The organism is Streptomyces sp. NPDC005574, assembly GCF_040605435.1.
Classification (GTDB): Bacteria; Actinomycetota; Actinomycetes; order Streptomycetales; family Streptomycetaceae; genus Streptomyces.
The window spans coordinates 214,387-228,148 of the sequence record NZ_JBEXCW010000004.1; the positions used below are offsets into that span (position 1 = coordinate 214,387).

At 72.7% G+C, this 13,762-nt stretch carries 13 protein-coding genes; 7 read left to right on the forward strand and 6 right to left on the reverse strand.

Features of this window, described 5'->3' with window-relative positions; genetic code table 11:
• Position 1: 1 nt before the first annotated feature.
• Both mqnP and ABZT03_RS05105 read right to left on the reverse strand, forming a co-directional pair.
• Positions 2–907, reverse strand: coding sequence for a menaquinone biosynthesis prenyltransferase MqnP (mqnP, locus tag ABZT03_RS05100; protein WP_356033633.1), 906 nt, complete (start codon positions 905–907; stop codon positions 2–4).
• Positions 904–2,361, reverse strand: coding sequence for a menaquinone biosynthesis decarboxylase (locus tag ABZT03_RS05105; protein WP_356033635.1), 1,458 nt, complete (start codon positions 2,359–2,361; stop codon positions 904–906). Before ABZT03_RS05105 ends, mqnP begins: the two co-directional genes overlap by 4 nt.
• A gap of 88 nt (positions 2,362–2,449) precedes the next feature.
• Here ABZT03_RS05105 and ABZT03_RS05110 point away from each other — a divergent pair, with 88 nt between their 5' ends.
• Together ABZT03_RS05110 and ABZT03_RS05115 are read left to right on the forward strand one after the other, a co-directional pair.
• A complete protein-coding gene (locus tag ABZT03_RS05110; RefSeq protein ID WP_356033638.1) occupies positions 2,450–2,866 on the forward strand; it encodes a PLD nuclease N-terminal domain-containing protein in 417 nt (138 codons plus the stop codon).
• A 111-nt stretch (positions 2,867–2,977) separates the two neighbouring features.
• On the forward strand, positions 2,978–4,396 hold the full coding sequence (locus tag ABZT03_RS05115) for a cytosine permease (RefSeq protein ID WP_356033640.1): 1,419 nt from the start codon (positions 2,978–2,980) through the stop codon (positions 4,394–4,396).
• Positions 4,397–4,402: 6 nt separating this feature from the next.
• Here the strand turns inward: ABZT03_RS05115 and ABZT03_RS05120 are convergent, their stop codons facing one another.
• Positions 4,403–4,516 carry a DUF397 domain-containing protein gene (locus ABZT03_RS05120; RefSeq protein ID WP_356033674.1) on the reverse strand — a complete coding sequence of 38 codons (114 nt, stop codon included), beginning with the start codon at positions 4,514–4,516 and terminating at the stop codon, positions 4,403–4,405.
• Positions 4,464–5,432 carry a helix-turn-helix transcriptional regulator gene (locus ABZT03_RS05125; RefSeq protein ID WP_356033643.1) on the reverse strand — a complete coding sequence of 323 codons (969 nt, stop codon included), beginning with the start codon at positions 5,430–5,432 and terminating at the stop codon, positions 4,464–4,466. Before ABZT03_RS05125 ends, ABZT03_RS05120 begins: the two co-directional genes overlap by 53 nt.
• Positions 5,433–5,822: 390 nt before the next feature.
• On the opposite strand from ABZT03_RS05125, the gene ABZT03_RS05130 reads away from it, so the two are divergent.
• Positions 5,823–6,197 carry a hypothetical protein gene (locus ABZT03_RS05130; protein ID WP_356033645.1) on the forward strand — a complete coding sequence of 125 codons (375 nt, stop codon included), beginning with the start codon at positions 5,823–5,825 and terminating at the stop codon, positions 6,195–6,197.
• Positions 6,198–6,204: 7 nt separating this feature from the next.
• On the opposite strand, the gene ABZT03_RS05135 is transcribed toward ABZT03_RS05130, so the two are convergent.
• A complete protein-coding gene (locus tag ABZT03_RS05135; RefSeq protein WP_356033648.1) occupies positions 6,205–6,972 on the reverse strand; it encodes a CDP-alcohol phosphatidyltransferase family protein in 768 nt (255 codons plus the stop codon).
• A gap of 84 nt (positions 6,973–7,056) precedes the next feature.
• Positions 7,057–8,361: a PucR family transcriptional regulator gene (locus ABZT03_RS05140; protein ID WP_356033650.1), complete on the reverse strand. Its 1,305-nt coding sequence runs from the start codon at positions 8,359–8,361 to the stop codon at positions 7,057–7,059.
• Positions 8,362–8,460: 99 nt separating this feature from the next.
• Here ABZT03_RS05140 and ABZT03_RS05145 point away from each other — a divergent pair, with 99 nt between their 5' ends.
• The 4 genes from ABZT03_RS05145 to ABZT03_RS05160 all read left to right on the forward strand — a co-directional run bounded on the left by ABZT03_RS05145 (position 8,461) and on the right by ABZT03_RS05160 (position 13,654).
• Entirely contained in the window at positions 8,461–8,919 is a 459-nt protein-coding gene (locus tag ABZT03_RS05145) for a nucleoside deaminase (protein ID WP_356033652.1), read from the forward strand.
• Positions 8,900–9,904, forward strand: a complete 1,005-nt coding sequence (locus ABZT03_RS05150) for a 2-oxoglutarate and iron-dependent oxygenase domain-containing protein (RefSeq protein ID WP_356033655.1) — start codon at positions 8,900–8,902, stop codon at positions 9,902–9,904. Before ABZT03_RS05145 ends, ABZT03_RS05150 begins: the two co-directional genes overlap by 20 nt.
• 106 nt (positions 9,905–10,010) lie before the next feature.
• On the forward strand, positions 10,011–12,107 hold the full coding sequence (locus tag ABZT03_RS05155) for a hypothetical protein (RefSeq protein WP_356033658.1): 2,097 nt from the start codon (positions 10,011–10,013) through the stop codon (positions 12,105–12,107).
• On the forward strand, positions 12,107–13,654 hold the full coding sequence (locus ABZT03_RS05160; protein ID WP_356033661.1) for a hypothetical protein: 1,548 nt from the start codon (positions 12,107–12,109) through the stop codon (positions 13,652–13,654). The genes ABZT03_RS05155 and ABZT03_RS05160 overlap by 1 nt, the downstream gene beginning before the upstream one ends.
• The last annotated feature ends 108 nt before the right edge of the window (positions 13,655–13,762 follow it).

A 13,762-nucleotide genomic window follows, 5' to 3' on the forward strand; every position in this document is an offset into this window, starting at 1 on the left:
GTCAGACCGTCAGGCCACGCACCAGGAGATCCAGCAGAGCGCACACGAACAGGGCAATTCCGATGAACCCGTTGACGCTGAAGAACGCCCGGTTGAGGCGGGACAGGTCGTGCGGGCGGACGATGGAGTGCTCGTAGACGAAGGCGCCCGCGACGACCGCCAGGCCGAACCAGAAGAAGCCTCCGGCGCCGGTGGCCGCCGCGTACCAGACGAGCAGGGCCGTCGTCACGGCGTGGCAGACGCGCGCGCCCCAGATCGCGGCGGGCACGCCGAAGCGGGCCGGGACCGACATGACGCCGATCTCGCGGTCGGTCTCGATGTCCTGGCAGGCGTAGATCAGGTCGAAGCCGCCGATCCAGACGCCGACGGCGAGCCCGAGGACGACCGCGTCCCAGGACCATTCGCCGGTGATCGCGAGCCAGCCGCCGATCGGGCCCATCGCCTGGGCGAGACCGAGGATGGCCTGCGGGAAGTTCGTGAACCGCTTGCCGTAGGGGTAGACGACCATCGGGATGACGGCGATGGGGGCGAGCGCCAGGCACAGCGGGTTGAGCAGGGCGGCCGAGCCCAGGAAGACGACGAGGGCGATCAGGGCGCCGGTCCAGGCGTGCCGCACCGACATGGCGCCGGTGACCAGTTCGCGGTGGGCGGTGCGGGGATTGCGGGCGTCGATCTCGCGGTCGATGATCCGGTTGACGGCCATCGCGAAGGTGCGCAGGCCCACCATGCAGACGGTGACCAGGAGCAGCCGGCCCCAGTGGACGTTCTTGTCCCACTGGAACATCGCGGTGAGCGCGGCGATGTAGGCGAAGGGCAGCGCGAAGACGGAGTGCTCGATCATCACCAGGCGCAGGAACGCCTTGGTGCGTCCCGGCTGCTGGGGCAGCGCCGCGGATGCGGAGGTCACAGTCCGTACTCCTTCCAGCGGCGGTCGACCGTCGCCGCCGTCTTTGGGTCGGACAGGACCATCTCGGGCCAGCCGCCGTCTCGCGTGTAGCCCTCCTCGGGCCATTTCCTGGTCGCGTCGATGCCGGCCTTGCCGCCCCAGAACTGCTGGTAGGAGGCGTGGTCGAGGTGGTCGACGGGACCCTCGACGACCGTGAGGTCGCGGCTGTAGTCGGTGTTGCCGAGGGCGCGCCAGGCGACCTCGTGCAGGTCGTGCACGTCGCAGTCGGAGTCGACCACCACGATCAGTTTGGTCAGCGACATCATGTGTGCCCCCCAGACGGCGTGCATCACCTTCTGGGCGTGCTTCGGGTACTTCTTGTCGATCGCGACGATCGCGCAGTTGTGGAAGCCGCCGGCCTCCGGCAGGTGGTAGTCCACGATGTCCGGGACGATGATCTTCAGCAGGGGCAGGAAGAAGCGTTCCGTCGCCCGGCCCAGGGGTCCGTCCTCGGTCGGCGGGCGGCCCACGACGATCGACTGGAGCAGCGGCCGCTTCCGCATGGTCACGCAGTCGATGGTGAGGGCGGGGAAGGGTTCCTGCGGGGTGTAGAAGCCGGTGTGGTCGCCGAACGGCCCCTCGGGCAGCATCCTGCCGGGCTCCAGCCAGCCCTCGATGACGACCTCCGCCTGCGCGGGGACCTGGAGCGGCACGGTCTTGCAGTCGACCATCTCGATCCGCTTGCCCGCGACGAAGCCGGCGAAGAGGTACTCGTCGATGTCGCCGGGGAGCGGGGCGGTGGAGGCGTAGGTGACGGCGGGCGGGCAGCCGAAGGCGATCGCGACCGGGAGGCGCTCCCCGCGCCGGGCCGCCACCTGGTAGTGGTTGCGGCTGTCCTTGTGGATCTGCCAGTGCATGCCGATGGTGCGCTTGTCGTGGCGCTGGAGGCGGTAGAGGCCGAGGTTGCGGATGCCCGACTCGGGGTCGCGGGTGTGGGTCAGCCCGAGGTTGAAGAAGGAGCCGCCGTCCTGGGGCCAGGTGAACAGGGCGGGCAGCTGGTCGAGGTCGACGTCGTCGCCGTGCAGGACGACCTCCTGCACGGGCGCGTTGTCCGCCTTCACCTTCTTCGGCGGTACGTGCGCCATCGCGCCGAGCTTCCCGAACGCCTCGCGCACCCCGACGAAGCCGTGCGGCAGCTCCGGCCGCAGCAGTCCGCCGATCTTCTCGGAGATCTCGCCGTACGACTTCAGGCCGAGCGCCTTCAGCAGGCGGCGGTCGGTGCCGAAGACGTTCATCGCGAGGGGCATCGAGGAGCCCTTCACGTTCTCGAAGAGCAGGGCGGGCCCGCCGGCCTTCTGCACCCGGTCGACGATCTCCCCGACCTCCAGATACGGGTCGACCTCGGCCTTGACGCGCTTGAGGTCACCCTCGCGTTCCAGGGCCCTGAGCAGGGAGCGGAGATCGTCGTAAGCCATGCGGTCCAGTATCGGGCACCCGCTACTCTGGCCCGGTCACCGGGGCCGTCCCGCGCCCTGTCGCCTTCTCCTGGGGGATCGCACCGCCATGCTCAGGTATCTGCCGTTCCTGCTGGTCCTGGCGCTGTGGATCTACGCCTTCATCGACTGCCTGAACACCCCCGAGGAGCAGGTGCGGGGGCTGCCGAAGGTGGTCTGGGTCATCATCATCCTGCTGTTCGGCGAGGTGCTCGTCGGCCCGGTCGCGTGGCTGGTGGCGGGCAAGCAGCGCGGCGGCGCGACCGGCGGCCCGGCCGGCGGCCCCTGGCAGCGCGACCAGCGCGCCCGGTTCGTCGCGCCCGACGACAACCCGGAGTTCCTCAAGTCCCTCAACGGGGACGCCAAGGACGGCAAGGACGGCAAGAAGGATGACGCCGCCCTCCTGGAGGACTGGGAGGCGGACCTGCGCCGCCGCGAGGAGGAACTGCGGCGCAAGGAGACCGGCGAGGAACCGAAGAGCGACTGAGCGAGGTCTCCCGCCCGGTGGCGGGCCCTACAGGTTGTACGCCGGTGAGCCGCCCGAAGCGGACAGTGCGCCCCTGGGCCGGGGCCCGGGCGGGCCGGACACTTACCTCGCATGACGACTGCTCCCGCCGACACCGCCGGCACACCGGCCCCCGCTTACGGTGACAAGGTCATCGCCGTCGAGACGGCGGGGTCGGAACCGATCCCCGACGCCGAACGGCACGGCTCCCCGCTCCAGCTGCTGTGGACCTGGGCCTCCCCCAACATCGAGTTCGCGACCGTCTACATCGGCGTGATCTCCGTCCTCTTCTTCGGGCTGGACTTCTGGCAGGCCACCGCCGCGATCCTGCTGGGCACCGCGCTCGGCGCGCTCACCCAGGGCGTGCTGTCCCTGGACGGGCCGCGGTTCGGTGTCCCGCAGATGGTGATCGGCCGGTTCTCCTTCGGCCACCGGGGCAATCTGCTGCCGTCCGGGGTCAACGCGCTGCTGGCCGGCGTGGGCTGGTTCGCGGTCAACAGTCTCAGCGCGGCCTTCGCCCTGAACACGCTGACCGGCCTGCGGCCGCTGCCCTCGCTGCTGCTGGTGGTGGCCGCCGAGATCGCGATCGGTTTCGTCGGGCACAACTTCGTGCACGTCTTCGAGCGGTACGCGTTCCCGGCGCTCGCGCTGATCTTCCTGCTGGCCGGGGTGTGGACGTTCAAGGACGGCCACCTCGGCGGGGGCGGCACGGGCGGCGGAATCGGCGGCTTCCTGCTGGCGTTCAGCACGGCCTGGGGCTACGCGGCGGGCTGGAACCCGTACGCCACCGACTACTCGCGCTATCTCCCGCGCACCGCGGACCGGTTCAGGACCGTGCTGTACCCGGCGCTCGGCCTGTTCGTGTCGGTGTCGATCGTGGCGGTCGTCGGCGCGGCCTCGGCGACGATCGCGGCACCGCGGGACGCCACGCCGACGGCGGCGTTCACCGGCCATCTCCCGGGCTGGCTGGGTGACCTGACCCTGATCGCCATCATCCTGGGCGCGGTCTCGGCGAACGCCCTGAACGTCTACTCCTCCGCCATCTCGGTCACCTCGCTCGGCCTGAAGCTCCCCCCGTGGCTGGGCCGCAGCGTGCTGGTGGTCCTGTCCGGCGTGGTGGGTACGGCGGCGGCCTGGGCTTCACTGTCGGACGCGGGGTCGGCGTACGAGGCGTTCCTGCTGGTCATCGCCTACTGGGTGGCGCCCTGGCTGGGTGTGGTCCTGGTCGAGCGCGGGCTGCGCTCGCGGACCGGCGTCCAGGAGCTCACCGCCCGCCTCACCGACCGCTCCTTCACCAACTGGCGCGGTCTGGCAGCCCTGTTGATCGGCGTGGCGGTGTCCGTCCCGCTCTTCTCCAACCAGGAGAAGTACGTCGGCTGGGTACCGAAGCACCACCCGGCCTTCGGCGACGTGACGCCGCTGGTGGGCTTCGCCGTGAGTGCGGGGGTGTACGCGGTGATGTGCGCGGTGCCGGCCCGCGGAAGCCGGCCGGCGGTCGCTCCGGTGTCGTGACGCGGATCAGTGGAGAGCGGCCGTGAACGCGGCCCAGGCGGCCCGGGTGAGAAGCAGTACCGGGCCGTCAGGAGTCTTGCTGTCCCGGACGGGGACGAGGGCGGGGAAACCGGGGGCGATTTCGACGCAGTCCCCGCCGTTTGCGCCGCTGTAGCTGCTCTTGATCCAGATCGCGGCGCTCAGATCGTGACTGGTCATGGTGGCCATACCCTTCCATCACGTCGCTGATCAGAGCGGCGGAACCGGGGGCTGACAGGGCGTCCGCCCGGAGCACATCATAAGTCCGGCTGTGCCAACCGAAGATGGCTGGATCATCGGTGAAGTGCCCACGGTCGAGCGACTCCGAATACAGCCATCGATGACCGTCCGGCAGCTCGATCAACGACAGCGAGGTGTCAGGGCGGTCGATGTCAGCGCGGCTCGCGGGAGCGATCTGAATCCGGATGTTGGGCAGCCTGCCCACGCTCAGCAAGTGTTCGCACTGGCCCCGCATGATGTCGACACCGCCCACCCGATGCCGCAGACAACTCTCGTCCAACACCACGAGGTAGAGCGGGCCGCCCTCGACGAAGAACCGCTGCTGTCGACTCAGACGCGCTCGGACACGCTCCTCGACCTCCGCCCTCTTGGGCAGGCGACGGGAGAACAACGCCCGCGCATACTCAGGCGTTTGCAACAGTCCGGGAATCACCTGCGTCTGATAGGCCCGCACCGCGACGGCCTCGGCATCCATGCGGGCCCGGCGCTCGAACCAGTCCGGATGCTCCACCTGCGGGTACCAGTCGATCCGGCTCCACAACCGCAGCAACACCCCGCCCGTGGCGAGCAGTTCGTCGCACTTCTTCGCGAACGTGTCCTGCGGCACCCGCGTGCCCGCCTCCACGCGGGCGACGTGGGAGCGGTCGCAGGGGATCTCCCGCGCCAGCCCCTCCTGGGTCAGCGGGGCCGCCTCGCGGAAGTGCTTGAGCACCTCGCCGAACACGGCGGCCGTGCTCGTGCTGAGCCCCGCTCCCCCGTCGGCGTTGCGTCGACTCACGGACGTCTCCTTCGTGACAGTGGGCCAGTGGCACGCGTCGGGCATTGATACCGACCGTTCCCCTGCGCGACGCTCGGTACACCCAGAGTGACGTATGGAGCACGGAGTGGGACATGGTTGAACGGTGGGAACCGGGAACGCTCGTCCACGACCCGCAGCGGGGCGAGTTCGGTGAGTTCGGCGAGTACCAGGACAGGTCGGGGCCGTACGCGTTGCTGCGGCCGGTGGGCGGTGGCCGGGAGTGGCAGGCCGATCCCGCGCGGCTGCGGCTGGCGACGGCACAGGAGCGGCTGAGCGCGGGGGTGCGGGCGGAACGGCCGTTCGCGGGAGGGGAGGGAGGGGGCGGGCCTCGCGTTCGACGAGGCGGCGACCCGCAGGCCGCCCGAGCCGGTGCCCGGCTGCGCGGACTGCGAGGGGCTCGCCGCCCGGCGCCAGGAGGCGCGGGCCGGCTTCGACGGCAGCGCGGAGACGGACGCGAACGTCCGCCTGCGTCAGCACCAGCGGCGGGAGCACGGCGGTGAACCGCGGCCGGGACGCCGGGTGTTCCGGTACGTGCCGTATTCGATCGTGCAGGACCCGTCCGCGCGGCCGGAGTACGAGGCCCGCTGCGTGTCGGGGGACGAGGCGGACTGCGGTGCCGGGTCGGGGCCGTGCCAGGACCCGGCGGACGTCGAGGAGTGGCAGCGCCGGCACACCCAGGAGACCCGGCACCTGCGCTACCGCCGCAGCTTCGCCGACTACGCCGTACTGGAGCGCATGGGGTGAGCGCGGCTCACCGCAGGCGCGAGGACGACAGGATCGACAGCAGGTGGGCGGGGACCATCACCCAGGTGATGACGGCCAGGGCGCCCAGCGCCCAGCGGGTGGGTTCGAGGCCGCCGGTGACCTGGTCGGCGACGGCGGCGACGAGCAGCACCAGGGACGCCTCGATGCCGTTGGTCACCCGGTGGATCCTGAACGCGGCGGCGAGGCGCCGGACGGTGGCGACGCCCTGCGAGCGGGGCCGGGTGGCCTCGTCGCCGACGACGGTCAGCCCGCGGCGGGCGCGGGCCACGTCCACCAGGTCCGTGGACGCCTTCAGCAGGACCACGCCGAGGGAGGTCGCGATACCGATCGACAGCCAGCCGCCGACCCCCGACGCGGCGGCGCGGTAGCCGGCCCCGGCCAGCAGGGCCGCGTCCGCGAGGTAGGCGCCGAGCCGGTCGACGTAGATGCCGGCGGCGCTGTTCTGCCCCTTCCAGCGGGCGACCTCGCCGTCCACGCAGTCGAAGAGGAGGAACAGCTGCATCAGGACGACGGCCAGTACGGCGCCGGTCAGGCCGGGGATCATGAGGGCGGCTCCGGCCGCGACCCCGCACACCACCATGGTCCAGGTCAGCTGGTCGGGGGTGACCGGGGTGCGGACCAGCTGTCGGGTGGCCCGCAGCGAGATCCTGCGCATGTAGAGCCGGCCCGCCCAGTGTTCGCCGTTGCGGCTCGCGAGCTTGGCCTGCGGCTGGCAGACCTCCCGCAGCTCCTCCAGAACCGGAGCAGCACCCATGACCTGTCCTTCCACCGAGGCTCAACTGCCGCGCGCGCGGCGGTGATCGGCACAGGTTACAGAGCCGGTCGGCGGGCGCGTCCCTCAGGCCACCGTCCGCAGCCCGGCGGGGACCGCGGCCGCCGTGCCGCGCACCACCCGGTGGGCGCAGGCCGCCGCCAAAAGCTCGCCCAGCAGGTCCGGGTCGTCGATCTCCAGGCCGAGGAGCGACTCGATCCGCTCCAGGCGCTGGTAGAGCGACTGGCGTCCGATGTGCAGCAGGGCCGCCGTGCGGGTCGGCGAGCAGCCGTTGCGGAGGTGGATCTCCAGGGTGCGGACCAGGTCGCTGGGGTGGGCGGCCTCCCAGGCCAGCAGGGGGCCGAGGGCGTGCTGCACCAGGCCCGCCAGGCGTTCCCGGTTGGCGTCCACGCCACCGCGCGTCAGCTCCCGCTCCAGGGCGAGGGCGCGCGAGGAGGTGACCAGCGGGCCGTCGGTTGCGCCGGGTTCGGCGGCCGGGACGGTCAGCGCCAGCTCCAGCGTCGTACGGGCCGCGCGCAGGGTGTCGCTCCAGCGCAGCCAGCCGCCGCCCGCCGCGACGGGGTGTCCGACCGCGACGGTGAGGCCCGGTTCGGCGGTCGCGCGGAAGGCGTCCTGCACGGCCCGGACCGGGTCGCCGGGGCGGACCGGTGACGCGGGCAGCGCCAGCAGGGCCAGGACGTCCCCGGGGAAGGCGGCGCGCAGGAACCCCGCCCCGCCGAGCAGCCGTACCGCCCGGTCGACGGGGCCGCTCTCGCGGGTGCCGTGCACGGACACCCCGATCAGCCGGGCGCCGGGCGCGGGGTGGAACCCGGCCAGCGCCGCCCGGGCCTCCACCTCCGGCTGGTTGAGGGCGTGGCGGTCGGCCAGGTCGGCGAGCAGGGCGGCGGTGTGGTCGTCGCCCCACGGCCGGACGACCGAGCGCCCGGACAGGCCGCGGGCGACGATGGCCCGGTTGGCGGCCTCCGTGATCCGCACGAACGGCACCGCCCGGCGCAGGGCCAGCAGCGGCAGGCCGAGGCGGGTGGCCTCGTCGCTGACCTCGGGGGGCATGCCGGGCAGGGAGCGGCCGATCTCGACCGCGAGGCCGGCGGCGCCCCGGGCGGCCAGTTCGCGGACGTAGCGGCGGCGGGTCTCCTCGTCGGCGCCGACCAGGCCGAAGCCGTTGGTGAGCAGGAGTTCACCGCCGTCGAGGAAGTTCGCGCCCTCGTACACCTCGCTGACGGGGGTCCCCCCACTTCGGGCGAAGCCGAGAAGAAGGGGGAGGACCCAGCGCACCGGCCGGTCCAGGGCTCCGCCTCCGGCGAGCAGCTCGGGCTCGGCGGCCCGGACCGGGTCGAGGGCCAGTACTTCACGGAGGGTGAGTGCGGGCACGGGAACCTCCAGGGCGCTGACAGTTCGTCCGGCTGCGGGTTGCCGGGAGAGTACTTTCCGCACGTTGCCCTCGTGTTTCGGCCACCCCAGAGTGGGACCATGCAGCGCATCGACCAGGCACAGGCACGCGAGTGGCTCGCCACCGCCGTCGCCGAGGCCCGCACGGGTCTCGCCGCGGGCGGCATCCCCATCGGCGCCGCCCTCTACGGCCCCGACGGCACCCTCCTGGGGCGCGGCCACAACCGCCGCGTCCAGGACGACGACCCCTCCACGCACGCGGAGACGGCCGCCTTCCGGGCGGCCGGACGGCAGCGGTCGTACCGCGGGACGACCATGGTCACCACCCTCTCGCCGTGCTGGTACTGCAGCGGTCTGGTCCGCCAGTTCGGCATCTCGCGGGTGATCGTCGGCGAGGCGGCCACCTTCCACGGGGGGCACGAGTGGCTGGCCGAGCACGGCGTGGAGATCGTGCTGCTCGACGATCCCGGGTGCGCCGCGATGATGCGCGACTTCATCAGGAAGAACCCCGCACTGTGGAATGAGGACATCGGTGACTGACGCCCCCGCCACCCCCGTCACCCCGGCCCCGCGCATCCCGACCGTCGACCTCGGGCCCTGGCTCGACGGCGGCCCCGAGGCGCGGGCGCGGATCGCCCGTACCGTCGATGAGGCCTTGCAGACCGCCGGATTCCTCCTGGTCACCGGCCACGGAGTGGACCCGTCCCTGCGGGAGCGCATCCGGGCGGCCGCCCGGACCTTCTTCACCCTCCCCGCCCCCGCCAAGCAGCCCTACGCCGCGAAGGTCGGCGGGCGCGGATGGCTCGGGCCGGGCGCCGAGGCCAACGGCTACTCGGAGGGGACCGAGACCCCGCCCGACCTCAAGGAGTCGCTGACCTTCGCCACCCACGAGCCGTTCGCGGACCCGGTCGTCAACGCCGAGTGGTACGCGCCCAACGTGTGGCCGGACGAGGTGCCGCAGCTGCGGGACCTGTGCGAGGAGTACCTGGGGCGCATGGCCGAGCTGGAGAAGCAGTTGCTGTCCCTGCTCGGGGAGGCGCTCGGGCTCGAACCCGACTTCTTCTCCCGGCACATGGACCATCCGACGTACGGCTTCAACATCAACTGGTACCCGGGGACCGAGGTCGTCGGGGAGCCCGAGCCCGGCCAGTTCCGCATCGGCCCGCACACCGACTTCGGCACCGTGACGATCCTCGACCGGCAGGCCGGCAAGGGCGGACTCCAGGTCCACACGGACGCCGGCGGCTGGGAGGACGCGCCCTTCGACCCGGACGCCTTCACCATCAACATCGGTGACCTGATGGCCCGCTGGACCGGCGACCGCTGGCGCTCGGGCCGGCACCGGGTGCTGCCGCCGCCCGCGGACGCCCCGGCCGAGGAGCTGATGTCCCTGGTCTACTTCGGCGAGTGCACCCCGGGCACCCGCGTCGAGTCGGTGCCCGCGCCGGTGGGACGCGTGGCGTACGAGGCCGTCGACTCGCACACCTACCTGCGGGAGAAGCTGGACTCGATCACCGTCGGCTGACCGAACCCGCCCGTTCGTGACCCAAGGGACATCACGCGATCTAGTCCGAACCAACTCCCTCTCCTTACCCTGAAGCAGAACACCACGGGGGGCGGGGGGAGATGCGGTGGGCAGACGGCTGCACGGACGCGGGGCACTGTTCGACACGGAACCGGCCGGGCTGGCCGCACGCCTGGTGGGGCTGCGACCGCACCAGCATCGCGCGCACCCGGTCGAACACCCTCGGGAACTCCCCTTCGTCGTGCTCACCGGCGGGCGCGGGCTCGGCAAGAGCGCGGCGCTCGGCGAACTGCGCGAGGCGTACCAGGGGCACACCCCGGTCGCCCTGATCGACTGCGAGGACCCCCAGTTCACGGCGGCGCCGGGCGGCCGGCCCGCCGAGGCCTGGTCCCCGGTGTCGCAGGCCCTGCTGGTGCTCGCCGAGCAGCTCGCCGAGCCGGTGACCGGCGCCGGGCGGATCACCTTCCCGCGGCTGATGTCGGGACTGGTCGCCATCGCCGCGGGCGGCTGGGGCGACGCCGACTCCGAACGCATCCGGCGCGAGGTCGAGCGGATCCTGCTGCTCAACGAGAGCGGGACGTGGATCGCCGGGTTCGCCGGGCGGTGGGCGGGGCGGGTCGCCGCCAACGTCGTCGCCGCGGCCACCGGCACCGGACCGCTGGTGTCCTCCGCCATCGAGGCGACCCTGGAGTCCGTCTCCGACAGCTTCGTGCACCGGCGCCACCAGAAGGCCGCGACCTGGTGGCGCGACTACCCCAACGCCGGCCGCAACGCCCGGCGCGGACTGATGCTGCTGTCCGGGCACTTCCGGGCCGGCGGCACCTCCCGCGAGCACGCCGAACGGTACGTGGTGCGGGCGCTGCTCGCCGACCTCACCGAGGCCTACACCGGGGTGCTGCCGCGGATGCGGCGCCTGGGGCGCCCGCTCGTCCTGCTCGACAACCTCCAGAGCGCGCCGGGACCAGGGCTCACCGACGCCGTGCTGCACGACCGCGCCGACGGCGTCGCCGACCAGGTGGCGTTCGTCGGCGCGCTGCGCGGCACCGGCCGCCCGGCGCTGCGCAACGCCGTACGGCGGGCCCTGCCCGAGGTGGCCCGGCGCGACGACTGGACGCCGGACCCGGCGGCCCCCTCCTCGCGTGCGCTGCTGGTGTCACTGCCGCCGCTCAGCCCCGACGACACCCTGCACCTGATGGGCGCCGCCTGCGCCGACGTTCCCATGCCACCTGAACTCCCCCACTCCACACACCGGTTGACGGGCGGCAATCCGCTGGGGATCACGCTGCTCGCCGAGTCCGCCGCCCAGCACCTGCCGGAGGTGTCCTCGCTGGGCGAGCTGCTCACCGCCGAGTTACGGCTGCACGAGGACCACGAGGGGACGCCCGCCCATCTGGCGCTCCTTGACCGGCTGGTGCCCGCCGACCGCCTCGGCGAACTCACCGTGCTGGCCGCCGCCCACGACCACGACTCGGCGTGCGCGCTCGCCACCGCCCTGCTGCCCGACGACTTCGGCCCGGCGGACGTCCGGTCACTGGAGACCCGGCTCGCCGAGGAGGGCCTGCCCGCCGTGCCCGGCCGGTTCGTCGGCGACCCGTTCGTCCGCACCCTGCTCCTGCTGCGGCTGCACCACCGCGACACCGGGCACACCCAGTGGCGCACCGCGCACGAGACGCTCGTCGCGCACTACGCGCCCACCGCCCAGGACGACGACCCGGCCCGCGCCCCCTACCGGCTGCACCACGAACTCGCCCTGGGCGCGGCCGACTCGGCGGTGGCCCACCTGCGCGACACCTTCCCCGCGCAGGACACCCGGACCTGGCTGCGGTCGCTGCGCTTCATCGCCTCCGCCCCCTACTTCCACGCGCACGACGCCGAGGGCCACGACCACGCCGGGCACGACGACCGGCGGGCCGCCGTCGCGCTCGGCCGCACCGACGCCGGCCACACCCCGCCGGACGGGGTGGACGCCGTACTGCACCTGCGGGTAAGGCGGTTGCTGCACGCCGTGTGGCAGCTGACCGACCCGCTGGCGCTGCCCGACCCGAAGGTGTGCGACCGGCTGCGCTTCGAGCTGGAGCAGTTGTCCAACCTGCGGCCCGCGGGCAACGCGCTGCTGTGGCGGGCCTCACGCGACTGGCCCGGCGACGCGCTCGCCGGGCGTCCCCTGCACATCCCGGACCACGACGAGGACGGGGAGGCGTGATGGCACGCGGATTCGGTGCGCGGCTGCGCGAGAGCGTCTGGGAGATCCCGCTGCGCCGCTACCTGGCCCTGCTGCTGGCCGCCGCGCTGGTGGCCGGCCTGGTCTTCGCGGTCCGGGCGCTCGCCCACGACGACCGCTCGTGCGCGCCCGGTGTCGCCCGGCCCGAGGGCAGCGCGGAGTGCGTGGGCGTCGCGACCACCGCCTACGACTTCGGGCGTCCCCAACTGCGGGACGCGGTACGGGCGATCGACCGCGAGAACAAGCGGCTGAAGGAGGGCCGCTATGTGACCGTCGCGGTGCTGCTGCCGTTCACCTCCACCGCGCCGGCCAACCTCAGCGACATCCAGCACGAGTTGCAGGGCGCCTATCTGGCCCAGTACGAGGCCAACCACAGGTCCAACGGCGAGGCACCCGCCATCCGGCTGGCGCTCGCCAACCCCGGGGCGACCGGCCGGTACTGGGCACGGACGGTCGACCGGCTGGTGCGCATGACGAAGAGCGCCGACCGGCTGCGGGCGGTCGTGGGCGTGGGCCAGAGCACGGACAGCAACAAGGCCGCCGTCAGGGAGCTGACCCGGCGCGGTGTCCCGGTCGTGGGCTCCTCCATCACCGCCGACGACCTCGCCAACGGCCAGGACGGCAAGGACCCCTTTCCGGGGCTCGCCCGCGTCTCCCCCACCAACACCGACGAGGCCCGCGCGCTCGCCTCCTTCGCCAAGGTGTCGGCGGGCCGCGCCCTGCTGGTCTACGACAAGCCCGGCGACCCGTACACGCGGACCCTGCAGACGTCCTTCGCCAAGCTCATCAAGGGCTCGCCCTACGAACCGCAGCCCTTCACCCCGCCCGCCGACCGCAGCCAGGAGGGCACCACCGCCAACACCTTCCGGCAGATCACCCACCTGGTGTGCGACACCTCCAGGGAGACCGACACCATCCTGTTCGCCGGACGGCACACCCAGCTGCGGCAGTTCATCAACGCGCTCGGCGGGCGCGGCTGCCAGGAACGGAGGTTCACCCTGCTCACCGGGGACGAGGGCTCCTACCTGACCGGCGAGAAGGACCTCGACCGCGGCGCCCTCGCACACAACCTGTCCGTGCGGTACACGGCCCTGGCCCACCCGGACGCCTGGGCGAAGGACACGGCGAGGACCGGCGGCTCGGCACACGACACGCAGGTCCTCACCGGCCTGCTGGCGAGCGCCGTGCGCGCCCCCGTCGGCCCGATCGGACCGACCCCGCTGTCGGACGGCCAGCTGATCATCGCCTACGACGCGATGCGGCTGGCCGTGCACGGCATCCGCGAGGCCACCCCCGAGGGCCGGACCGTCCCGCCGCTCGCCGACGTGGGCCTGCAGTGGCCGCAGGTCAAGGGCTCGCTGCGGGTGGACGGGGCGAGCGGCTGGATCTGCCTGGACGTGCACGGCAACCCGTACGACAAGGCCGTACCGATCGTGGAACTGAGTCCGGCGGGCGGCTCCCGCTTCGTCAGGATCGCCTGGCCGGAGGGAAGGCCCCCGGCCGGGGAGTGCCTGCCGCCGTCGTCGTAGGGTCCGGCGACGGCGGATGGCCGGTTTAGTGTACCCGGGCGCACGAAACCCCCCAGCCCGCCCGGGGATAGACGGGGGGGGGCTAACACGCCCCCGAAGGGTGGGGTG